Consider the following 19,358-nt stretch of genomic DNA (forward strand, 5'->3'; position numbering starts at 1 on the left):
AGGGGCCATCGACTTGCGATGGCCCCTTCTTGCATCGGGCAGCCGGTCAGGCGGGCGCCGAAGTGCGGATCAGGTGGTCGAACGCGCCGAGCGCCGCCTTCGCGCCGTCGCCGGCCGCGATGATGATCTGCTTGAACGGCACGGTCGTCACATCGCCTGCCGCGAACACGCCGGGCACCGAGGTCTGGCCGCGCGCGTCGACGAGGATCTCGCCGTGCTTCGACAGCTCGACCGTGCCCTTGAGCCAGTCGGTGTTGGGCACGAGGCCGATCTGGATGAACACGCCTTCAAGCTCGACCTTCTTCAGCTCGCCTGTCGCACGGTCCTTGTAGACCAAGCCGTTGACCTTCTGATCGCCGGTGATCTCGGTGGTCTGTGCGTTGGTGAAGATGTCGACGTTCTTCAGGCTCTGGAGCTTGCGCTGCAGCACGGCGTCGGCGCGCAGGGCCGTGTCGAACTCGATCAGCGTGACGTGGCCCACGATGCCGGCCAGGTCGATCGCCGCTTCGACGCCCGAGTTGCCGCCGCCGATCACCGCGACGCGCTTGCCCTTGAACAGCGGGCCGTCGCAGTGCGGGCAATAGGCCACACCCTTGTTCTTGAACTCGTGCTCGCCAGGCACGTTGATGTTGCGCCAACGCGCGCCGGTCGAGATGATGACCGACTTGCTCTTGAGCGAGGCGCCGCTTTCGAGCTGCACTTCGATCAGGCCGTTGCCGGGCACCAGCGCCTTGGCACGCTGCAGATTCATGATGTCGACGTCGTAGTCGCGCACATGTTCCTCGAGCGCATGCGCGAACTTCGGTCCTTCGGTTTCCTTGATCGAGATGAAGTTCTCGATGCCCAGCGTGTCGAGCACCTGGCCGCCGAAGCGCTCCGAGGCGACGCCGGTGCGGATGCCCTTGCGTGCCGCGTACACGGCCGCAGCGGCGCCGGCAGGGCCGCCGCCGACGATCAGCACGTCGAACGGATCCTTGGCGGCAATCTTCTCTGCTTCGCGTTCGACACCGCTGGTGTCGATCTTGGCGAGGATTTCTTCCAGGCTCATGCGGCCCTGGCCGAACTCGGTGCCGTTCAGGAACACAGTCGGCACGGCCATCACCTGGCGTTCCTTGACTTCTTCCTGGAAGGTGCCGCCTTCGATCATGGTGGTGCGGATGCGCGGGTTCTGCACTGCCATCAGGTTCAGCGCCTGGACCACGTCGGGGCAGTTGTGGCAGGTGAGCGAGACGTAGATCTCGAATTCGAAATCGCCGTCGAGCGCCTTGATCTGGTCGAGCACGGCCTGCTCGACCTTCGGGGGGTAGCCGCCGATCTGCAGCAGCGCAAGGATCAGCGACGTGAATTCATGGCCCATCGGCAGGCCGGCAAAACGCGGGCCGTGGTTCTCGCTCGGGCGATTGATCGAGAACGAGGGCTTGCGGTGGTTGTCGTCGCGGCTTTCGGTCAGCTTGACCAGCGGCGAGACTTCCTGGACGTCCTTCAGCAGCGACAACACTTCGCCCGAGGCCTTACTGTCGTCGAGCGAAGCGACGATCTCGATCGGCTGCGTGGCGCGTTCGAGGTAACTCTTCAATTGAGCTTTGGTGCTGGCGTCGAGCATGGCGGACTCTCTTTCGATAACTGAAAACTATCAACTGGGAACAAAAAAGCCCGGGGCTTCGTGAGCGCCCGGGCTTTCGCGCGGGGCGCTTAGATCTTGCCGACGAGGTCGAACGACGGAGCGATGGTCTTGTCGCCATCATTCCACTTGGCCGGGCAGACTTCGTTCGGGTGGGCGGCGGTGTAGACCGCTGCCTTGAGCTTGCGCAGGGTTTCCTTCACGTCGCGGGCGATTTCGTTGGAATGCACTTCGGCGGTCTTGATGATGCCGTCGGGATTGATCACGAAGGTGCCGCGCAGTGCCAAGCCTTCTTCCGGGATGTGCACGCCGAAAGCGTTGGTCAGCGTGTGGGTCGGGTCGCCCACCAGAGGGAACTTCGCCTTGCCGACGGCCGGCGACGTGTCGTGCCAGACCTTGTGCGAGAAGTGCGTGTCGGTGGTCACGATGTAGACCTCGGCACCCAGCTTCTGGAACTCGGGGTAGTTGTCGGCCGCGTCTTCGACTTCGGTCGGGCAGTTGAAGGTGAAGGCCGCGGGCATGAAGATCAGCACGGACCACTTGCCCTTGAGCGTCTCGTCGGACACATCGATGAACTTGCCGTTCAGGTAGGCCTGGGTCTTGAAGGGTTGGACTTGGGTGTTGATCAGGGACATGGTGATTCCTTGGATGCTGCGGGTGGACAAAAATAAGTGCGAGCCATGAGTATAACTACCAATTCAGATAATCCCATAGCAATGAACTATCAGAGGCATCGGTGCGGCCTATGAAAAACAAGGGCGCCTCGCCATCGCTTGCTGCTCGAATACGAACGCCTATCACCCTCGTACGCATGCAGACCGGCTGCGCAGGGGAATGCTTGCGCAGGCCCTGTGAGGACCCGGACAATCCCCTCTTTCAGAACAAGGAAAACGATCATGAAGGGCGACCCCAAGGTCATCGAACATCTGCAGGCGCAGCTCAAGAACGAGCTGACCGCAATCAACCAGTACTTCCTGCACTACCGCATGCTCAAGCACTGGGGCCTGGACAAGCTGGCGAAGAAGGAATACGAGGAGTCGATCGGCGAGATGAAGCACGCCGACAAGCTGATGGACCGCATCTTCATGCTCGACGGCCTGCCGAACCTGCAGGACCTGGGCAAGCTGAACATCGGCGAAGACGTGCCTGAATTGCTGCGCTGCGACCTCGGCGCCGAGACTGGCGCACAGGCCACCATCAAGGACGGCATCGCGCATTGCGAATCGGTGCGCGACTATGTCTCGCGCGACCTGCTGCAAGAAATCCTGGACGACACGGAAGAACACATCGACTTCCTCGAAACCCAGATCGACCTGATCGACAAGGTCGGGGTGCAGAACTACCTGCAATCGCAAATGGGCGAGCTCGAATAAGCGAAGCTTTCGCACAAGCCAATCAACGGGACTTCGGTCCCGTTTTTTATTGCTTTACGCAACTTAACCCGCCACGAATAACAGTCATTCTCATTTGCACGGATAAAATCCGCGCCTTCGATGATGACTGCCACCCGCCCCGACAACCGCCGACGAGCCTACTGGCTCAAGACCCTGCACGAATGGCATTGGGTGAGCTCGGCGATCTGCCTGGTCGGCATGATCCTGTTCAGCGTCACGGGCTTCACGCTCAATCACGCGGGGCAGATCGAGGCCCGGCCGGCCGTCACGAAGCTGAGCGGTTCGGTCGATGAAGCCCTGCGCACGCAACTCGAAAAGCAGTTGCCTGCCGCCAAGGCCCTCAAGGGCAAGGCACCCTTGCCCGCCGAACTGCAGGCCTGGGTACAGAAGCACTGGGACGTCGGCACCGCGGGCCGCGAGGCCGAGTGGTCGGATGACGAAATCTATCTCTCGCTTCCCCGCCCCGGCGGCGACGCCTGGCTGCGCCTGAGCCTGGCCGACGGCGAGATCGAATACGAGCGCACCGACCGCGGCTGGCTCTCCTACTTCAACGACCTCCACAAGGGCCGCAACACCGGCGCCGCGTGGAGCTGGTTCATCGACATCTTCGCGGGTGCCGCGCTGGTCTTCTCGATCACCGGCCTGTTCATTCTCAAGATGCATGCAGGCAACCGGCCTTTCACCTGGCCGATGGTGGGCATGGGGCTCGTCGTGCCGGTGCTGCTCGCGCTGCTGTTCATTCACTGATTCATTCATCGATCCAGGAAAAGAGGTTTCCCGTGCACGTTCGCTATTCACTCGCGCCGCTGGCCATGTCGGCGCTGTTCGCCGCCCCGGCCTTCGCGTCGGGGCTGGCCGTCAACATCGAGATCCCGCGGCTGAACGTGTCCGAGTACCACCGCCCCTACGTGGCGACCTGGATCGAGCGCGCCGACAACACCGTTGCCGGTACGCTGGCCGTCTGGTACGACGTGCGCACCAAGACCAACAACCCCGAGGGCGAAGGCACGAAATGGTTGAAGGACATGCGCCAGTGGTGGCGCCGCGGCGGCCGCGAACTCGCGGTGCCAATCGATGGCGTAACGGGCGCGACCAAGCCGGCCGGCAAGCATCAGCTGAGCTTCACCGAGGGCACGGCACCCATGCCCAAGCTCGCGCCGGGCGCCTACAAGCTCGTGGTGGAAGCCGCACGCGAAGTCGGCGGACGCGAGGTCGTGAGCATTCCCTTCCAGTGGCCCCCCACGGCAGCGGCGCAGCCGACCGCCACGGGCAAGGAAGAGCTCGGCGACATCAAGCTCGAACTCAAGCCCTGACCGCCCCCCCTTTTACCTCCTTACCGCCAGCTCATATCAAGGAACTGCCATGACCCGCTTCACACTGCGCGCCGCCTCCCTCGCCATTGCCCTGTCGGCTGCCGCCTCGCTTGCCCAGGCGCACAATGCCTGGCTGCTGCCCTCGTCCACCGTGTTCTCCAAGGCTGACACCGTGACCGTCGATGCCGCGGTGTCGAACGACCTGTTTGTCGCGAACCACGCGCCGCTGCGGCTCGACGGCCTGCAGATCACCGCGCCCGACGGCAGCACCGTCAAGCCCGAGACCGAAGCCAAGCTCAAGCTGCGCAACGTGTTCGACGTGAGCGTGGCGCAACCGGGCACCTACCGCATCGCGGTGATCAACGCCGGCGCCTTCGCAAGCTGGAAGGACAAAGCCACAGGCCAGGCCAAGCGCGCACGCGGCACGGCCGAAACCATCGGCAAGGAGATCCCGGCCGATGCACAGGAGGTGACGATCACCCAATCGTCCGGCCGCATCGAGACCTTCGTGACCGTCGGCAAGCCTTCGGCGCTCAAGCCGGTCGGCCAGGGGCTGGAACTGATCTCCACCGGCAGCCCGACCGACCTGGTCAAGGGCGAGAAGGCCACCTTCACGCTGAACCTCGACGGCCAGCCCGCCAAAGGCCTCGAAGTGACCGTGACGGCAGGCAACACCCAGTACCGCGACAAGCTCGAGGAAATCAAGCTCAAGACCGACGACAAGGGCCAGTTCAGCGTGACCTGGCCCGCCGCCGGGATGTACTGGCTCGACGCCAGCACCAAGGACACCAAGACCACGGTGCCGCAAGCCAAGGAACGCCGCCTGAGCTACGCAGCGACCCTTGAAGTGATGCCCTGACGCGGCAGCCGACCACCTTGGGCCTTTCGTTCAGCACCTGGCGCGCCGGCGGCTACGCCAACGCGGCCGTCCCCCGCGCCGCCGATCCCGCCACGCTCCAGCAGTCGGGCGGGCAGACCATGGGCACCACCTGGTCGCTGCGCTTCGACAATCCGCGGATGCTGCCGTTGGCGGAGGTTCGTGCGGCGGTCGAGTCGGCGCTTGGCCGCGTGGTCACGCAGATGAGCAACTGGGAGCCGGACTCCGACATCAGCCGGTTCAACCGGGCGCCAGCCGGGTCACGCCACGTGCTGCCCGCGGAGTTCGCCGAAGTGATGCGCTGCGCGGACCGATGGGCAACGGCCAGCGGTGGCGCGATCGATCCGACGATCGGTCCGCTGGTCGCCTGCTGGGGCTTCGGCCCTGAAGCACACGAAGGCGGCCTGCCTTCTGCGCAGGTCCTGGCCGATGCGCGTGCGCGCGTCGGCTGGCCGCGGCTGGCGTTCGATGCGGCTGATGGCTCGCTGCTGCAACCGGGTGGCGTTGCGCTCGATCTTTCGGGTATCGCCAAGGGCTTCGCGGTCGACTGTGGCGTCGAAGCCTTGCGCGCGCTCGGCATTACGGACCTTCTCCTTGAAGTCGGCGGCGAACTGCGAGGCATCGGGCGACGCCCCGGTGGCCAGCCTTGGCAGGTGCTCGTCGACGGCGACCCGGCCGTAGCGCAGCGCGTGGCGCTTGCCGACATGGCGATCGCCACTTCGGGCGATCGATGGCACCGCCGCACGCATCAGGGGCGCAACTGGTCGCACACCATCGATCCGCGCACCGGTGAGCCGGCCGCCCATGCATTGGCCAGCGTCACCGTGCTGCACACCGAATGCATGCAGGCCGACGCGCTGGCCACCCTGCTGACGGTACTGGGGCCGGACGAAGGATTTGACTTCGCGCAGCGGCACGACATTGCCGCGCTGCTCGTAAGCCATGGCGACGCATCGCCTGCGGTGCGGGCTACGCGCGCGTGGCCCACACCGGCCGGGGCATGAACGACATTGGCTGGCGCGCGCTTGGCGCGGGTTCCACCGTGGCTGCGTATGCGGCGCTCTGCGCGTCGGTCTACCTGCGCGAGCGCAGGCGGCGAGCGGCCGCCGCGCGCAATGCGGCAGCGCTTTCGGAAGGCAGCGGCGAGCCCCCCGTCCTTGTGCTGTTCGCGAGCCAGACCGGCCAGGCCGAAGCCATCGCCTGGCAGACCGCACGGCAATTGAGCGCAGCAGGCACGCCAGCACGCGTGATGGAACTCAACGCGCTCGATGCCCCGACGCTGGCCGCCGCGCGGCGCGCGCTCTTCATCGCCAGCACCTACGGCGAAGGCGACGCGCCCGACGGGGCCAGCGTGTTCGCCGAACGCGTGATGGATTCACCGCCCGCGCTGCCCTCGCTGCGCTACGCAGTACTGGCCCTGGGCGACCGTCAATACGCCAACTTCTGCGGCTTCGGCCGCATGCTCGACGAGTGGCTTCTTGCAACGGGCGCCACGCGCGAGTTCGATCGCATCGAAGTCGACAACGGCGAGCCTGCCGCACTGGCTGCATGGCAGGCCCAATGGGGCGAAGCGCCGACGCTCGGCATCGAGGGGGCGGCAACCAGCTTCACGCAGTGGCGGCTCATTGCGCGCGAGCGGCTCAATCCGGGCAGCGTCGGCGCGCCGGTGTTCCATCTCGGACTGGTTCCGCAGATGGGTGCGATGCCGCATTGGATGTCGGGCGACCTGGCGCAGGTGGCCGTGGCGAGCGATCCGGCCCGCCCGCGCGACTACTCGATCGCATCCGTGCACGCTGACGGCGAATTGCAGTTACTCGTCCGACAGGAGCAGCATCCCGACGGCACGCTGGGAGCGGCATCGGGGCTGCTCACCTCCACCCTCAGCGTTGGCGACACGGTCGCCCTGCGTTTGCGGCCCCATCGGGGTTTCCGCCTGGACGGCAACGAGATGCGCCCCCTGATCCTCATCGGCAACGGCACCGGGCTGGCCGGACTGCGCGCCCATCTGCGAGCCCGTGCCGCCGCGGGCAGGCACGACAACTGGCTGGTGTTCGGCGAACGCCAAGCCGCGCACGATTTCCTGTACCGCGAAGAAATCGAAGCCTGGCAGGCCGGCGGCGTGCTGCATCGGCTCGACATGGTGTTTTCGCGCGATCAGGCAGAGCGCTTCTACGTCCAGCACCGGTTGCTGCAGTCGGCCGACACCCTGCTGCGGTGGCTGAACGACGGCGCGGCTGTCTATGTCTGCGGAAGCCTGCGGGGCATGGCGTCCGGTGTCGACGCAGCATTGCGGCAGGTCGCTGGCGAGACGCTGATGAGCGAGCTGGCGGCAAGCGGGCAATATCGCCGCGATGTTTACTGAGCCTCCGCTTCCGTCAGCAGTTGCGCGATAGCAACAAATCGAGACAACTTTTGAATTAGTACGGGTTGGGTTGCGCGCTTTCGTATTGAGAAACAATATCATTCGCATCGATTTACAAGCCCTTTGCAAATCGACTCACCCAGCCAGTCCGCCCCGCTTCTCCCAGACAGAGAACGCAGGCTGCCAAGACATCGCCAGTCGAGTCCTGACGCCCGTCCTTTCCGGAGAAAACTTCATGGCCTACATCAAGAGCCGCAAACACACCGTTGTGCGCGCCGTTCCACACCTTTCGAGTGCCGCCGCCGCCACGCTGATCGCCATCGCAGCCCCCGCCGCCCTCGCCCAGTCCAGTGGCGCACTGCCTGAAGTCCGGGTGCAGGACACCACCGCCGCCGACTACAAAGCCGACAACTCGTCGAATCCCAAGTTCACGGCCCCGCTGGTGAACACGCCCCAGACCATCCAGGTCATCAAGGAACAGATCATTCGCGAACAGGGCGCAACCACGCTGACCGAGGCGCTGCGCAACACGCCCGGCGTGGGCACCTTCTTCCTCGGGGAGAACGGCAACACCAACACCGGGGACGCGGTCTTCATGCGCGGCTTCGACAGCTCGAGCGCGATCTTCGTGGACGGCATCCGCGACCTGGGCTCGGTGTCGCGCGACGTGTTCAACATCGAACAGGTGGAGGTCGTGAAGGGCCCGTCGGGCACCGACGTGGGCCGCACCTCTCCGACCGGCTACATCAATCTCGTCACGAAGAAGCCCAAGCTCGAAGACAGCTTCCTGGGTTCGATGAGCTTCGGCAGCGCCGATTTCAAACGCGGCAGCGTCGACTGGAACAAGTCGCTGAGCAGCGCCAACGGCATCGGTGCGGCCTTCCGCCTGAACGCGGTGACCGAAGACGGCGGCGTTGCCGGCCGCGATTTCGTCAAGAACAAGCGCACGGCCATCGCCCCGTCGCTGGCCCTCGGCCTGAACAGCCCGACGCGCATCTTCCTCGACTACCTGCACGTCGAGCAGAACAACATTCCCGATGGCGGCGTGCCCACCATCGGCCTGCCGGGCTCCAGCACGCCGGATGCCACCGCGATCACGCGAGGCCTGGCGCGCCGCACCTACCTGAACTCCGCCGCGCGCGTGGATTCGAGCAATTTCTACGGCACGAACTCGGACTTCGACAACGTGAAGGCCGACATGTTCACCGCACGCATCGAGCACGACCTGACGCCCGACATTACCATCCGCAACACCACCCGCTACGGCAAGACGTCGCAGGACTACATGCTGACGTCGTTCATGGGCGGCGGTCTCACGGCATCGGCAACGGGTGCCGGCCAGCTGCCGGCCGCGAACGCGGGCTTCATCAACACGGTGATCCCGGCGATTCCCGCGAGCTGGACCATCACGCGCAACCTGCCCACCAACAAGGACCAGGAAAACACGATCTTCACCAACCAGACGAGCGTGTCGGCGAAGTTCAACACGGGCAGCATCGGCCACTCGTTCAACGGCGGCCTCGAATTCGTCCGCGAGACGCAGCGCGCCAACAACTACTACGCCGCGGGTTACCCGAGTGTGGGCACCACGCTGGCCGCGGCCGGCTCGTGGCCTGCCGCCAACCTGTACAACCCGAATCCGTACGTGAACGGCTACAACCGCATCGCCAACGGCACGGGCTCGGACGGCAGCACCGACACCATAGGCCTCTACGCCTTCGACACGCTCAAGTTCAACGAGCAATGGCAGCTGACCGCCGGCCTGCGCTACGACCACTACTCGACCACGTACAACGCCACCACGCTGGCGCTGGCGCGCACCGGCAACGGCCCGCAAACCTCGACGATCACGCCGACCAACCTGAAGCTGTCGGACAACCTGCTCTCCGGCAAGATCGGCCTGGTCTACAAACCGACCGAGAACGGCAGCGTCTACGCGGCCTACGGCACCGCCGCGCAGCCGCCGGGCGGCGCCAACTTCCAGCTGGCCGCCGGCGGCACCGGCAACAGCACCGGGCGCACCGACTTCTTGCCGCAAAAGGCCAAGACCTACGAGGTCGGCACCAAGTGGGACGTGATGAACAAGCGCGTGGCGCTGACTGCAGCGCTGTACCGCACCGACGTGAGCAACGAAGTCGTGCAGGACGCGGTCTCGCAGCAGTACTTCCAGACCGGCAAGAAGCGCGTGCAGGGCGTCGAGCTGGGCGTGTCGGGCGCACTGACCGACAACTGGGGCGTGAGTTCGGGCTTCACTACCATGAACACGCGCGTGCTGAGCGGCGCCTCGGTGCTGGCCGATGGGTCGACCGCCCTCGCCTACACGCCAAAGAAGGCCTTCACGCTCTGGACCACCTACCAGTTTCCGTTCGGCCTGACCATCGGCGGCGGCGCGCGCTACAACGGCAAGCTGCAGCGCGGCACCGACAGCGCGGTGGGAACGCCGGCGTACGTCGATTCGTACTGGGTGGTCGATGCGATGGCGTCGTATCGCATCAACAAGAACATCGACATCCAGCTGAACCTGTACAACCTGTTCGACAAGGACTACGTGGCGGCCATCAACAAGAGCGGCTATCGCTACACGCCGGGCACCCCTCGCTCGGCGAAGATCACCGCGAACTTCGCGTTCTGACGGTCCTTGACCGCGCCGGGCACTCCCGGCGCGGTGCGACACTCGAGCCCCGGCGCGCGCTGGGGCTTTTCTCATTGCGGAGATCCTGAAAAATGATGCTGCATGTGCCCGATGTGCTGAGTCCCGACAAGGTGCGCGAAATGCGCACCGCACTCGACGCCACGCAATGGACCGACGGCCGCGAGACGGTGGGTGCACAAGGCGCACAAGTCAAGCGCAACCGCCAGTTGCCGGAGCAGTCTCCCGTGGGGCGAGAGCTCGGCAACACCGTGCTGGCCGCGCTGGCCCGGCACGCGCTTTTCTTCTCGGCCGCGCTGCCGTTGCGCTTCGTGCCGCCCCTGTTCAACCGCTACGAGGGAGGCGACCACTACGGCGTTCACGTCGACGGTGCGGTGCGGGCCTTGCCCGGCGCCAACCTGCAACTGCGCACCGACCTGTCGTGCACGCTTTTCCTGTGCGACCCCGAGGACTACGAGGGCGGCGAGTTGGAGGTCATCGACACCTATGGCTCGCACGAAGTGAAGCTGCCGGCCGGCGACCTCATTCTTTATCCGGCCAGCAGCCTGCACCGCGTCCACCCCGTGACCCGGGGGGTGCGGGTCTGTTCGTTTTTCTGGCTGCAGAGCATGGTGCGCAGCGATCAGCAGCGCGGCATGCTGTACGAACTCGACCAGAACATCCAGAAACTTCGTGCGCGCCTGGGCGAATGCGAGGAAACCGTGGCCCTGACCGGCCACTACCACAACCTGCTTCGGCTCTGGTCCGAGGTTTGAGTTCAGCGGGCTGGCTCTTGCATGAATCAGTAACACATGGTTATTGTGAATGCGACGGATTCTTATTTATAATCAAGCAAATCCAACAGCCAGCCAACTGCCGCTTTCACAGCCATGATCGTTTGCGTCTGCCGCCGAGTCTCCGACCGAGAAATCGCACGCCACGTGCGGGCCGGCATGACTTTCGACGAGGTTCAGTTCGAACTTGGCGTGGCCACCCAGTGTGGCCAATGTGAAGGGTGCGCGCGAGATATCGTCGCGCAGTGCAGCGCTTCGCATCCGGTCGCCGCGCTGAGCTGCGAATCGGGTCCGAGGGCGATCCAGCTTGCCAACTCCATCAAGGAAAGCAAGGCATGGAACTCTTCTCGACACTCGGCGGCAGCCTGATCCTGGTTGCAGGCTCGGTCTGGTGGATCTTTCGCAAGTAGCGCAACTGGCGCAAGTGCTGTCTTCGTAGCGGTTTTGCTGAAATCGGGGCACCTTTCACGGCGCCCGCATTCGAATGGTTGATCGTGTCTGACCGCTTTGCTCCCCCCCCTTCCGTCCTCGGCCTTTCGCGCAATGTCGTCATTGCCGGCGGCGTCATCCTGTTCCATGCGGCTGCGCTCTGGGCGCTGCAGAGCGGGTTGCTACGCCGCGCCGCCGAGGTGGTGATTCCAGTCGAAATACTGAGCCAGTTCGTCGAGCCGCCGAAGCCGAAGGCAGATCCGCCTCCGCCGCCCCCACCACCGCCCCAGCTCAAAGCCAAGGCCCCGCCTCCGCCGCGGCCCCAGGCCATCCGCGAGCCGAAGCCCACGCCGGCGCCCCAGGCGCCCGTCGGCACCACGGAACCGCCGCCTCCGGCAACGCCGCCGGCACCTCCCGCTCCGCCGACGCCGCCCGCACCACCACCTGCACCACCCGCGCCTCCAGCGGTGCAGATGCCCTCGAGCAACGCCGACTACCTTCAAAACCCCAAGGCAACCTACCCCGCCATGAGCAAACGGCTCGGCGAACAGGGCAAGGTCGTCGTGCGGGTGCTCGTCGGTGTCGACGGCCTGCCCAAGAGTGCCGAGGTCAAGAAATCCAGCGGCTTCGATCGCCTCGACGAAGCGGCGGTCGAATACATCATGAAATGCCGCTTCGTGCCCGGCAAGGTCAACGGCGTGGTCCAGGCCATGTCCTATGACGCCCCCGTCAACTACGTCTTGAACTAATTTTTCTCTGGAGCAACTTCGTATGGATTCCCAATTTGGCCTGATGAACGTCTGGCATCAGGGCGACTTCGTCACCAAGGCCGTCGCGGTACTGTTGATCGGCATGTCGCTCGCGTCGTGGATCGTCATCATCGTGAAGGCGCTCGACGTCATCAAATACAAGCGCCTCGCCAAGCATTCGCAAGACTTCTGGCACAGCGAAGACTTCGCCACCGCGCTGAACAAGCTCGGCAAGGACGACAGCAACCCGTTCCGTGCGCTGGCCCTCGAAGGCCGCGAAGCAGCAGCGCACCACCGCAACACCAAGGCCCATCTGCATGACGCGCTCGACGTGAGCGACTGGATCACGCGCGCCCTGCGCAACGGCATCGACGCCTTCACCGCCCGCCTGCAGACCGGCCTGGCCGTGCTGGCATCGGTCGGCTCGACCGCCCCCTTCATCGGCCTGTTCGGCACGGTCTGGGGCATCTATCACGCGCTGATGAGCATCAGTTCGGTCGGCCAGGCAACCATCGACAAGGTGGCCGGCCCGATCGGTGAGGCGCTGATCATGACGGCCCTGGGGCTGGCGGTGGCCATTCCCGCGGTGCTGGGCTACAACGCCCTGGTGCGCGGCAACAAGTTCGTGCTGACCAAGCTCAACGCCTTCGCGCACGACCTGCATGCCTACTTCGTGACCGGCGCCCGCGTTCAAAGCGGCAGCGAAGCCGTCGTGGTTCCGCTCAAGAAGGGCTGAGCGCCATGGCCTTCGGTACACAAGACGAACCCGATGAGGTGATGAACGAGATCAACATGACGCCGCTGGTCGACGTCATGCTGGTGCTCCTCATCATCTTCATCATCACCGTGCCGGTGATGAAGCACGCGGTCAACATCGACCTGCCGCGCGCCACCAGCGAACCCGAGCAGCCGAAGCCGCAGAACATCCTGTTCAGCGTGACGGCCGACGGCTCGTACTACTGGAACGAGCAGAAGATCGACGACGGCGAACTGCCCGCCCGCCTCGCGGCCGAAGCTGCCAAGGAACCGCAGCCCGAGCTGCACATCCGCGGCGACAAGGCCGTGCGCTACGAGCGCGTGGCCAAGGCGATGTCGGAAGCCCGCGAAGCCGGCGTGCGCAAGATCGGCTTCATCACGGAGCCCGAAGCGAAGTGATCTGAAATCGCAAGCCAAAAAAGTCGATCGTGACGATTGACTTTTTATTGCGAATCATTATCATTAACTCATCGCTTCGATAGGGAAACCCAGATGCCAGCCACACCGAATGCCTTTTCTGTCCTGAACCATCCTTCGCTCGACCAATCGGGTGGCGGCCATGCGTCCATCCAGGCAACGCGTCCGGCGCCAATGGTCGAGAGCACCGAGCTTCTGAAAGGAAGCAAGACGGTCGGCATCATGCACAACGGCTCCCTCTACCGGCTTCAAGCCACCAAACTCGGCAAGCTGATCCTGACCAAGTAGGTCGTCCAGTCCGCCCTTCGCGCAAGTTTCATCGTGGGGCGACTCGAGGAGATTCATCTCCAAAGGGTCGTTTTTTGCTAGCCAACGGTTCGCCGACTAGCCAAGCTTTTTTTCACGCTGAAGCACCCAAAAGAAAACGCCGACCTCGAAGTCGGCGTTTTGCTTTGCGCGGAACAAAAACTCAGAGGCCGAGGGCTGCGATGCCTGCCTTGGCGATCTGCGCGTCTTCGTTCGACTTCACGCCGCTCACGCCGACGGCGCCGATCACGTGGCCATCCTTGATGATCGGCACGCCGCCTTCGAGCAAGCCCTGCACTTCAGGCGCCGTCAGGAACGCCGTGCGGCCGCCGTTGATGATGTCTTCATAGACCTTGCTTTCGCGCCGGCCCATGGCTGCCGTGTGGGCCTTGGCAGGCGCGATGTGCGAGGACAATGCCGCGGCGCCATCCAGCCGCTGCAGCCAGAGCAGGTTGCCCGCGTCGTCGGAGATGGCGATGGTCACCGCCCAGTTGTTCTTGAGGGCCTCGGCTTCGGCCGCTGCGGCCACGGCCTTGACGTCGGCGAGTTCGAGGAATGACTTGGTCTTCATGATGGGCTCTGGTTTCGTGAAAACCCGACAGCATAACGGCCATGCCGCCAGGGGTGTCTTCAGGGCTTGGGAACACCCCGCATACGGTCTTTTCGGCACCCCCTCTTGCAGCCCCCTAGAATGCGCCCAAACTGCGTCACTGCAGCAACCACAGGAGCTCCGGCCATGAACGACCGCGTCACCACCCTAGACACTTCCGCTGGCTATGGCCAGCCGTTGGCGCAGGCTGAACGCCAGCGCGTGCTGCGCAACACCTACTGGCTGCTCGCGCTGAGCATGCTGCCCACCGTGCTAGGCGCATGGATCGGCGTCAGCACCGGCATCACCCGCTCGCTCACGGGCGGCCTCGGCCTCATCGTCTTCATGGGCGGCGCGTTCGGTTTCATGTTCGCCATCGAAAAGACCAAGAACTCCGCCGCCGGCGTGCCCGTGCTGCTGGCCTTTACCTTCTTCATGGGCCTGATGCTGTCGCGCCTGATCGCGATGGTGCTGGGCTTCAAGAACGGCTCCGAACTCGTCATGACCGCCTTCGGCGGCACCGCCGGCGTGTTCCTCGTGATGGCCTCGCTGGCAACGATCATCAAGCGCGACCTGTCGAGCATGGGCAAGTTCCTGTTCGTCGGCGCGCTGGTGCTGATGTTCGGCGCGATCATCAACGTGTTCGTCGGTTCGACGACGGGCATGCTGGTGATCTCGGTGGCCGCCATCGGCATCTTCTCGGCCTACATGCTCTATGACCTGAAGCAGATCATGGACGGTGGCGAAACCAACTACATCAGCGCCACGCTCGCGCTGTACCTCGACCTGTTCAACGTGTTTCAGAGCCTGCTGGCGCTGCTGGGCATCTTCGGCGGCGAACGCGACTGAGCGAATCACGCACAGCAAGAGCAAGGGCCCGGAAGGGCCCTTTTTTCATTCCAGTTCGAAGACTGCAATCGACTCGACGTGCGCGGTGTGCGGGAACATGTTGACCACCCCCGCGAAGGTGCAGCGGTAGCCCGCCTGGTGCACCAGCAAGCCGGCATCGCGCGCAAGCGTCGACGGATTGCAGCTCACGTACACGATGCGCTTCGGCGGTGTCCAGCCATCGGTTCGCAGTTCGGGCTGCTGATGAAGGTCGGCCATGGCCTTGGCCAGCGCGAAGGCGCCTTCGCGCGGCGGATCGACCAGCCACTTGTCGGCACTGCCGTCGGCCACGAGCATTTCCGGCGTCATGTCGAACAGGTTGCGCGCCACGAAAGTGGCGGGCGACAGTGCCCGCCGGGCCGACGTCGCTGGCTGATTCCTGTTGAAATTGTCGGTCGCGCGTGCCACCAGCGTGTCGCTGCCCTCGATGCCCAGCACCTCGCGAGCCCGGCTCGCCAGCGGCAAGGTGAAGTTGCCGAGACCGCAGAACCAGTCGATCACGCGCTCGTCGGGCTGCACGTCGAGCAAACGCAGCGCCTTGCCCACCAGCGCCCGGTTGATGTGCGGATTGACCTGCGTGAAGTCAGTGGGCTTGAACGGCATCGTGACGCCGAACTCGGGCAGCCGGTATGCCAGCGGCGTGCCGCCCTCTTCCAGCAGCTTCACGGTGTCCGGCCCCTTGGCCTGCAGCCACCATTGAACGCCCTCGTTCTTCTCGGCAAAGGCCTTCAGCCGGTCGATGTCCGCACGCGAGAGCGGTTCAAGATGCCGCAGCACCAGCGCGATGGTGCCGAGCCGCGTTGAGTCCGGGGCGTCGCCGCAGGCCAGTTCGATCTGCGGACAGGTTTCGCGCGCATCCATCGAACCGATGAGCGCGCGCAGCGGCATCAGCATCTCGCTGACCTGCTTCGGCAACACGGGGCACACCTGCATGTCGGCCAAGTAGCGGCTCTTGCGCTCGTGGAAACCGATCAGCACCGTGCCCTTCTTGACCACGTGGCGCACCGAGAGGCGCGCGCGGTAGCGGTAGTGCCAGGTCGGCCCCTCGAGCGGCCGCAGCAGGTTCTCGGGCTTGACCTTGCCGAGGTGCCAAAGGTTGTCTTCCAGTGCGCGCTGCTTCACGGCCACCTGGGCGGCCGCATCCAGGTGCTGCATCTTGCAGCCGCCGCAGGCGCCCGTGTGCAGGCCGAAATGGGGGCAGCCCGGGCGCACGCGCTGCGACGATTCGCGGCGGATGGCCGTGACCGTGCCCTGCTCCCAGTTGTTCTTGCGGCGATGGACATTGAACCGCACTTCCTCGAAAGGCAATGCGCCTTCGATGAACACGACCATGCCGTCGGCCTTGTGCGATACGCCCTGCGCGTCGAGGTCGAGAGACTCGACCTGCAGCCACTCTTCACCGGGATTCGTGGGGACTTTCGCGGGGGCTTTGTTTTCTTCGATGGATTCCGTCATCCCCCGATTGTCTCAGCGTGGCCGAGGCAGCTAGAACAGCGCGTCGCGCCCGACGCCGGAGCGGGCCAGTTGGCGACGCATCTTGGCCAGCGCCTCGTTCTGGATCTGCCTGACGCGCTCGCGCGTGAGGCCGAGGCGCACGCTCAGCACCTCCAGCGTTTCGGGCTCGCGGTCATGCAGGCCATAGCGCCCCTCCAGCACCTCGCGTTCGCGCGCATCGAGGGCGTGCACCCACTGGTCGAGCAGGCGCTCCACCTCGTGCATGTGCGTCACGTCGGTCGGGCTGCCCTGCCCATCCTCGGAAGCCACGGTGTCGGCCAGCGTGAAGCCCTCGTCCCCGCGCGCGTCACCCGCGTCCAGCGAACGCGGGGCCTCGGACAGGGCCAGCAGGTCGGCCACCGCTTGCACCTCGCGGCCGAGCAGCGCGGCGATGTCTTCCACGCGCACGCCATCGGGCCGGTGCGCGAGGAATTCGGCGTCGCCTTCGAGTGTGCGGCGGGCCCGCAGCACCTGCTGCAGCTCACGCACCACATGCACCGGCAACCGGATCGCGCGCGCCTGCGTCATGACCGCGCGCTCGACGGACTGGCGGATCCACCAGGTCGCGTAAGTGGAAAAGCGAAAACCACGTTCGGGCTCGAACTTGGTGATGGCGTGCATCAGGCCGAGATTGCCTTCCTCGATGAGGTCCGACAGCGGCACGCCACGGCCCAGGTAGCTCTTGGCGATATTGACCACGAGTCGCAGGTTGTGCTCGATCATCGATTGCCGCGCCGCGAAGTCGCCGGCTCGCGCGGCGCATGCGGTCTGGTACTCCTGCGCAGGCGTGAAGAGTTCGGTGCGACGGACCTGGCGCAGGTAGATGGTCAATGCATCCGCGCCTTCGCCGCCGATTTGTTCGCTCGCAGTGCCGGCAGGCAGCACGCCGTCTGCCGCTGGTGGTTCTAAGCCCTCTTCCGGTGGCGGGTGAGCGCTCTCACCGTTGAACTCATGACGACCGTTGTCGGGAGAGGGGCTGCCCCTGCCCGCCAACCCGCGCACGGGCAACAGCGTGCGGCGGGGGCGGGAAGCAGCCATGGCATCACCGGCCGGGCAGGTAGCGCGAAGGATCGACGGGCTTGCCCTGGCGGCGGATCTCGAAATGCAGCTTCACGCGATCGGCGTCGCTGTTACCCATTTCGGCGATCTTCTGGCCCTTTTGAACCGACTGGTCTTCCTTCACGAGCAGCGTCTGATTGTGGGCATACGCCGTGAGGTAGGTGTTGTTGTGCTTCAGGATGATCAGGTTGCCGTAGCCGCGCAGGCCTGCGCCCGCATAGACCACGCGACCGTCGGCGGCGGCCAGCACCGGGTCGCCCGCCTTGCCGCTGATGTCGTAGCCCTTGTTCTTGGCCTCATCGAAGCCCGCAATCAGCGAACCGCTCGCAGGCCAGATCCAGCCGATGTCTTCATCACCCACATTTCCGCTGCCGGGACCGGCCGGCGAAGCCGTGACCGGCGGCTTGGTCGTCGCGCTGCTGGCGGGCGCCGAGGGCACCACCGCAGGCTGCGGCGTCACGGGCTTCGTGACCGCACCTTCGGGCGAAGCGGCAGGCGGTATTGCGGGCGCGGCCGCGACGACCGTTCCCGAACCGGCCGGCGGAATCACGCGCAGCACCTGGCCGACTTCGATCAGGTCCGGGTTCTCGATGTTGTTCCAGCGAACGATGTCCTGCCAGCGCTGGCCGGTGTCGGCACCGATGCGGCGAATGGTGTCGCCGGGACGCACGGCGTAGTAGCCGGGCTTGCCATAGTTTTCGATGCCGGCGAGCGGCTTGCCGTTGGCGTCGGTGGTGATGGGCGGGCCGCCGGGCACTGATGCGCCAGGCGCGCGCGCCATGGTGCCGCGGTCTTCGACCGGCGCCGGCCCGCGCGGTGTGGAACAGCCCGCGATCACGAGCACAAAGGCCAACGTGACGCCAGCGAACCAACTCCGATTGCCAAAACCCTGCATTTGTTATTCCTTCAAGCGATGCCTGATTTTAGGGGGACAAAGTGAACCGCCTCAAGAATGAGGCGCTCCAGTCCCCGCGGGGTCTTGTCGATGACGACAAGGGCCTGGCCACCGCTTGCAGAATGGGTCGGTGCCACGATGCGGCCACCCACCGCGAGCTGCGCAATCCAGGCCTCGGGCACGGCTTCGCCGCCAGCCGCGGCAATGATGCCGGCGTAGGGCGCGCCCTTGGCGTAGCCGATCATCCCGTCGCCCAGCATCAGATGCACTGTGGCCAGGCGGAAGTGCCGCAGATTGGCGCGCGCGCGCTCGTGCAGGCCGCGCAGGCGCTCGATGCTGTAGACCTCGGTGGCCACATGATTCAGCACCGCGGCCTGATAGCCGCAACCGGTACCGATCTCGAGCACGCGGCCGAGCTTGTCCTGCGGCTTTCCAGCCAGCGCGGGTGCGCCCATCAGGAGTTCGATCATGCGGGCCACCACGTTGGGCTTCGAGATGGTCTGCCCCAACCCGATCGGCAGGCTCGTATCTTCATAGGCCTGGTTGACCAGCGCACTGTCGACAAAACGATGCCGCTCCACGGCGCCCATTGCGCGCAGCACCCGCGGATCGGAGATGCCCTGCGCCGCGAGCCTCTGCACCATGCGCGCGCGCACGGCATCGGAAGCCATCGAAGGCGTGGACGGCACCATCGGCTTGGCCGGCACGGCGGGCATGCGCCCTCGCGTGGCGGCCGAAGCGGTGGGTGTCAGGCGAACGGGGAAACTGGGCCGCTGCGTGGCCATG

Annotated in this window: 21 protein-coding genes; 14 read left to right on the forward strand and 7 right to left on the reverse strand. The window is 65.1% G+C overall.

Going from position 1 to position 19,358, the window contains the following annotated elements; translation table 11 throughout:
* Positions 1–46: 46 nt before the first annotated feature.
* Both ahpF and ahpC read right to left on the reverse strand, forming a co-directional pair.
* On the reverse strand, positions 47–1,603 hold the full coding sequence (gene ahpF / locus ASC92_RS23740; protein ID WP_056520680.1) for an alkyl hydroperoxide reductase subunit F: 1,557 nt from the start codon (positions 1,601–1,603) through the stop codon (positions 47–49).
* Between the two features lie 89 nt (positions 1,604–1,692).
* Positions 1,693–2,256, reverse strand: coding sequence for an alkyl hydroperoxide reductase subunit C (ahpC, locus tag ASC92_RS23745; RefSeq protein WP_056520682.1), 564 nt, complete (start codon positions 2,254–2,256; stop codon positions 1,693–1,695).
* Positions 2,257–2,517: 261 nt separating this feature from the next.
* Between ahpC and bfr the strand changes: the two genes are divergently transcribed.
* The 13 genes from bfr to hemP all read left to right on the forward strand — a co-directional run bounded on the left by bfr (position 2,518) and on the right by hemP (position 13,629).
* Positions 2,518–2,994 carry a bacterioferritin gene (bfr, locus tag ASC92_RS23750; protein ID WP_007830763.1) on the forward strand — a complete coding sequence of 159 codons (477 nt, stop codon included), beginning with the start codon at positions 2,518–2,520 and terminating at the stop codon, positions 2,992–2,994.
* A gap of 123 nt (positions 2,995–3,117) precedes the next feature.
* A complete protein-coding gene (locus tag ASC92_RS23755; protein WP_414820422.1) occupies positions 3,118–3,762 on the forward strand; it encodes a PepSY-associated TM helix domain-containing protein in 645 nt (214 codons plus the stop codon).
* Between the two features lie 65 nt (positions 3,763–3,827).
* Entirely contained in the window at positions 3,828–4,328 is a 501-nt protein-coding gene (locus ASC92_RS23760; RefSeq protein ID WP_414820423.1) for a DUF2271 domain-containing protein, read from the forward strand.
* A gap of 49 nt (positions 4,329–4,377) precedes the next feature.
* Positions 4,378–5,187 (forward strand): DUF4198 domain-containing protein, encoded by an 810-nt coding sequence (locus tag ASC92_RS23765; RefSeq protein ID WP_082519699.1) that lies wholly within the window; start codon positions 4,378–4,380, stop codon positions 5,185–5,187.
* 17 nt (positions 5,188–5,204) lie between these two features.
* A complete protein-coding gene (locus tag ASC92_RS23770; protein WP_056520688.1) occupies positions 5,205–6,209 on the forward strand; it encodes an FAD:protein FMN transferase in 1,005 nt (334 codons plus the stop codon).
* Entirely contained in the window at positions 6,206–7,567 is a 1,362-nt protein-coding gene (locus ASC92_RS23775) for a sulfite reductase subunit alpha (protein WP_056520969.1), read from the forward strand. Before ASC92_RS23770 ends, ASC92_RS23775 begins: the two co-directional genes overlap by 4 nt.
* A gap of 235 nt (positions 7,568–7,802) precedes the next feature.
* On the forward strand, positions 7,803–10,199 hold the full coding sequence (locus tag ASC92_RS23780) for a catecholate siderophore receptor Fiu (RefSeq protein WP_056520690.1): 2,397 nt from the start codon (positions 7,803–7,805) through the stop codon (positions 10,197–10,199).
* Positions 10,200–10,291: 92 nt separating this feature from the next.
* Complete coding sequence (locus tag ASC92_RS23785) at positions 10,292–10,972, forward strand: Fe2+-dependent dioxygenase (protein WP_056520692.1); 681 nt, start codon at positions 10,292–10,294, stop codon at positions 10,970–10,972.
* A 114-nt stretch (positions 10,973–11,086) separates the two neighbouring features.
* Positions 11,087–11,359, forward strand: coding sequence for a bacterioferritin-associated ferredoxin (locus tag ASC92_RS28265; protein WP_081502622.1), 273 nt, complete (start codon positions 11,087–11,089; stop codon positions 11,357–11,359).
* A 122-nt stretch (positions 11,360–11,481) separates the two neighbouring features.
* Positions 11,482–12,168, forward strand: a complete 687-nt coding sequence (locus ASC92_RS23790) for an energy transducer TonB (RefSeq protein ID WP_056520972.1) — start codon at positions 11,482–11,484, stop codon at positions 12,166–12,168.
* A gap of 22 nt (positions 12,169–12,190) precedes the next feature.
* The gene (locus ASC92_RS23795) at positions 12,191–12,904 is read left to right on the forward strand and encodes a MotA/TolQ/ExbB proton channel family protein (protein WP_007830742.1); all 714 of its coding nucleotides are present in this window, start codon (positions 12,191–12,193) and stop codon (positions 12,902–12,904) included.
* 5 nt (positions 12,905–12,909) lie between these two features.
* Positions 12,910–13,323: an ExbD/TolR family protein gene (locus ASC92_RS23800; RefSeq protein ID WP_056520694.1), complete on the forward strand. Its 414-nt coding sequence runs from the start codon at positions 12,910–12,912 to the stop codon at positions 13,321–13,323.
* A gap of 93 nt (positions 13,324–13,416) precedes the next feature.
* Positions 13,417–13,629, forward strand: a complete 213-nt coding sequence (gene hemP / locus ASC92_RS23805; RefSeq protein ID WP_056520696.1) for a hemin uptake protein HemP — start codon at positions 13,417–13,419, stop codon at positions 13,627–13,629.
* 181 nt (positions 13,630–13,810) lie between these two features.
* Here hemP and ASC92_RS23810 read toward each other — a convergent pair whose 3' ends face one another.
* Complete coding sequence (locus tag ASC92_RS23810; protein WP_056520698.1) at positions 13,811–14,218, reverse strand: GlcG/HbpS family heme-binding protein; 408 nt, start codon at positions 14,216–14,218, stop codon at positions 13,811–13,813.
* Between the two features lie 165 nt (positions 14,219–14,383).
* Between ASC92_RS23810 and ASC92_RS23815 the strand changes: the two genes are divergently transcribed.
* Positions 14,384–15,085, forward strand: coding sequence for a Bax inhibitor-1/YccA family protein (locus ASC92_RS23815; protein WP_056520700.1), 702 nt, complete (start codon positions 14,384–14,386; stop codon positions 15,083–15,085).
* A gap of 45 nt (positions 15,086–15,130) precedes the next feature.
* Here ASC92_RS23815 and rlmD read toward each other — a convergent pair whose 3' ends face one another.
* Genes rlmD through ASC92_RS23835 form a run of 4 tightly spaced genes read right to left on the reverse strand, consistent with a single transcriptional unit; the run spans position 15,131 to position 19,357 of the window.
* Complete coding sequence (gene rlmD / locus ASC92_RS23820; protein ID WP_056520702.1) at positions 15,131–16,579, reverse strand: 23S rRNA (uracil(1939)-C(5))-methyltransferase RlmD; 1,449 nt, start codon at positions 16,577–16,579, stop codon at positions 15,131–15,133.
* Positions 16,580–16,609: 30 nt separating this feature from the next.
* Positions 16,610–17,656 (reverse strand): sigma-70 family RNA polymerase sigma factor, encoded by a 1,047-nt coding sequence (locus ASC92_RS23825; protein ID WP_056520703.1) that lies wholly within the window; start codon positions 17,654–17,656, stop codon positions 16,610–16,612.
* A 4-nt stretch (positions 17,657–17,660) separates the two neighbouring features.
* Positions 17,661–18,572, reverse strand: a complete 912-nt coding sequence (locus ASC92_RS23830) for a peptidoglycan DD-metalloendopeptidase family protein (RefSeq protein WP_056520705.1) — start codon at positions 18,570–18,572, stop codon at positions 17,661–17,663.
* Positions 18,573–18,583: 11 nt separating this feature from the next.
* Entirely contained in the window at positions 18,584–19,357 is a 774-nt protein-coding gene (locus tag ASC92_RS23835) for a protein-L-isoaspartate(D-aspartate) O-methyltransferase (RefSeq protein WP_056520707.1), read from the reverse strand.
* Position 19,358 lies beyond the last annotated feature (1 nt).

The organism is Variovorax sp. Root411 (genome assembly GCF_001425205.1).
GTDB lineage: Bacteria > Pseudomonadota > Gammaproteobacteria > Burkholderiales > Burkholderiaceae_C > Variovorax.

Excerpts from the sequence above, each read along its gene's own strand:
- bfr (WP_007830763.1), top strand. The coding sequence starts at position 2,518 with ATGAAGGGCGACCCCAAGGTCATCGAACATCTGCAGGCGCAGCTCAAG.
- ASC92_RS23815 (WP_056520700.1), top strand. The coding sequence starts at position 14,384 with ATGAACGACCGCGTCACCACCCTAGACACTTCCGCTGGCTATGGCCAG.
- ASC92_RS23775 (WP_056520969.1), top strand. The coding sequence starts at position 6,206 with ATGAACGACATTGGCTGGCGCGCGCTTGGCGCGGGTTCCACCGTGGCT.
- ASC92_RS23830 (WP_056520705.1), bottom strand. The coding sequence starts at position 18,572 with ATGCAGGGTTTTGGCAATCGGAGTTGGTTCGCTGGCGTCACGTTGGCC.
- ASC92_RS23835 (WP_056520707.1), bottom strand. The coding sequence starts at position 19,357 with ATGGCCACGCAGCGGCCCAGTTTCCCCGTTCGCCTGACACCCACCGCT.
- rlmD (WP_056520702.1), bottom strand. The coding sequence starts at position 16,579 with ATGACGGAATCCATCGAAGAAAACAAAGCCCCCGCGAAAGTCCCCACG.
- ASC92_RS23785 (WP_056520692.1), top strand. The coding sequence starts at position 10,292 with ATGATGCTGCATGTGCCCGATGTGCTGAGTCCCGACAAGGTGCGCGAA.
- ahpF (WP_056520680.1), bottom strand. The coding sequence starts at position 1,603 with ATGCTCGACGCCAGCACCAAAGCTCAATTGAAGAGTTACCTCGAACGC.
- ASC92_RS23795 (WP_007830742.1), top strand. The coding sequence starts at position 12,191 with ATGGATTCCCAATTTGGCCTGATGAACGTCTGGCATCAGGGCGACTTC.
- ASC92_RS23800 (WP_056520694.1), top strand. The coding sequence starts at position 12,910 with ATGGCCTTCGGTACACAAGACGAACCCGATGAGGTGATGAACGAGATC.
- ASC92_RS23765 (WP_082519699.1), top strand. The coding sequence starts at position 4,378 with ATGACCCGCTTCACACTGCGCGCCGCCTCCCTCGCCATTGCCCTGTCG.
- hemP (WP_056520696.1), top strand. The coding sequence starts at position 13,417 with ATGCCAGCCACACCGAATGCCTTTTCTGTCCTGAACCATCCTTCGCTC.
- ASC92_RS23780 (WP_056520690.1), top strand. The coding sequence starts at position 7,803 with ATGGCCTACATCAAGAGCCGCAAACACACCGTTGTGCGCGCCGTTCCA.
- ASC92_RS23825 (WP_056520703.1), bottom strand. The coding sequence starts at position 17,656 with ATGGCTGCTTCCCGCCCCCGCCGCACGCTGTTGCCCGTGCGCGGGTTG.
- ahpC (WP_056520682.1), bottom strand. The coding sequence starts at position 2,256 with ATGTCCCTGATCAACACCCAAGTCCAACCCTTCAAGACCCAGGCCTAC.
- ASC92_RS23810 (WP_056520698.1), bottom strand. The coding sequence starts at position 14,218 with ATGAAGACCAAGTCATTCCTCGAACTCGCCGACGTCAAGGCCGTGGCC.
- ASC92_RS28265 (WP_081502622.1), top strand. The coding sequence starts at position 11,087 with ATGATCGTTTGCGTCTGCCGCCGAGTCTCCGACCGAGAAATCGCACGC.
- ASC92_RS23755 (WP_414820422.1), top strand. The coding sequence starts at position 3,118 with ATGACTGCCACCCGCCCCGACAACCGCCGACGAGCCTACTGGCTCAAG.
- ASC92_RS23760 (WP_414820423.1), top strand. The coding sequence starts at position 3,828 with ATGTCGGCGCTGTTCGCCGCCCCGGCCTTCGCGTCGGGGCTGGCCGTC.